1 protein-coding gene is annotated in these 1,705 nt (G+C 41.4%); it reads right to left on the reverse strand.

The window, feature by feature from the left end; genetic code table 11:
• Positions 1 to 95: 95 nt before the first annotated feature.
• Complete coding sequence (locus ACJV7B_RS06070; RefSeq protein WP_419389210.1) at positions 96 to 1,529, reverse strand: hypothetical protein; 1,434 nt, start codon at positions 1,527 to 1,529, stop codon at positions 96 to 98.
• Between the last annotated feature and the right edge of the window lie 176 nt (positions 1,530 to 1,705).

Here is a 1,705-nt window from a genome sequence, read left to right on the forward strand (position 1 = left end):
CAAAACACAACCCAAAACCCTCCAAACGCGAGAAAAGTTGTGCACGTTTGGAGCAATATGACACAAATAACCCTCCAGACGCGAGATAACGCGAGTCAAATTACAGCCTTCGGCACTCCAGCATCCAGCAAACATTTCTCAAGAGTAGGTGGGTCAACTACATGAGAAAAATCAAAACGTACTATTTTATTAACTCCGCAGTTTAGCAAATGACGCTCTCTGTCACGCTCACGAAGCACAGACGACCTATCATAATGCAGCAAAATAGACTCATCATCATTCGCGCTGCCATCGCCACCCAAAGAATCATAATTCCCAAGGTTAGAACTATTAAGCTCCAAACTACGCCCAGAATTAACCAAATACTTATCAGCACCATCGAATTCACCAACAATCAATTTGCCGTCAACTTCCCATGCAAAATCAACCCTATAAGGCCATTTAGAATTATTTAAATTAGGAAACTCTCTCTGCAATTGCGGCCGCACAAAACCAAGCTCAATCATAGCCGCACGCGCCAATGATTCGCCGCCATTCTCACTCTTACCGTCGGCAAGCTTACAAAGCAAACAAAGCCTAGATAAAACATCACATTCATTAACATACTTAAGACACGAATTTTTCTGCTTCATGTACGGAACATCCTGAAAATCCGCTGCATCAAACTGCTCGCGAAAATCCGCGTAAAACTCACTACAAACTCGGTAAACTTTCTTAAGATCTACACCATTTCGCGCCGCAGAATCAAAAATTGGCAATGCGCGTCGGAAAGAAAGCTTCCAAGCACAAACAAACAAAACGTTATAAATGCTCGCAACATGCTGTAGAGCCTCTTCGTGCAAAGTTGGAATGTGACCGAAATTCGTTTTAGGCATCTTTGAAGGCTGATCGTTATTCGATTTTGTGGAAGAAGCAGCGGACGCAGAAGAAGCAGCAGCGCTCTTACTAACATCATCATTTTTGTAATCATATTCCTCAAGGCAAATACCCGAATCATCCTCAATAATATCTGGCAAATGCACACGGCAAAGCTGATTTTTTGAGAATCGGCGAACGGAATTATTGTGCTTGTCAATATGCTTATCCGCATACGGGCATGAAACATATATTTTTATTGGTCCACCCTGGCTTTTCACGCCAACTGTTTCAAAATTCAACAAAGCAGCGGCAGATTCGCCAGTAAACTTCCACGCATGTATCTTTATTTTCTTGGAAAGTCGCGTAGCAATATGAGTAATGCGCTTTTTGTGCGGTAAATTAAGCCAAAAATCTCGGCGTGCATACAAGCCAAAATAAGGTTCAACTAGAACACCAGCATTTAGATTATTGCGGAGAGAATTGCGATACAAAAGTTGTGAAGCCATTAGGCATGAGCCCTCGCGCTCGGCATCATTTAGCGCAATATCAAGCGAACTCAATCCAGCGCTTGGATTGTTGCGCAAAGTGCTGCTTTTACTACTTAGATTATTGCTTAAGTTACTGCTTAAGTCTTTATTTGCGAGATCTGATTTATCGTTAGAATTTGGCATAGCTAAGATACTAACGTGCAAAAAAATGAGATAAAAGAAAAAATATCAATTGTGGATAAAAGCTAAGAAACGCTCCAAACGCGAGAAAAATTACCCACATTTGGAGCAATATAACACAAATAACCCTCCAAACGCGAGAAAAATTACCCACGTTTGGAGCAAAACACAACCCAAAA

Origin of the sequence: Gardnerella bretellae (genome assembly GCF_048545135.1) — a bacterium.
In the GTDB taxonomy this organism is placed as follows: domain Bacteria; phylum Actinomycetota; class Actinomycetes; order Actinomycetales; family Bifidobacteriaceae; genus Bifidobacterium; species Bifidobacterium greenwoodii.

Bases quoted from the DNA above. Each gene is read 5' to 3' on its own strand.
- ACJV7B_RS06070 (WP_419389210.1), bottom strand. From the start codon at position 1,529: ATGCCAAATTCTAACGATAAATCAGATCTCGCAAATAAAGACTTAAGC.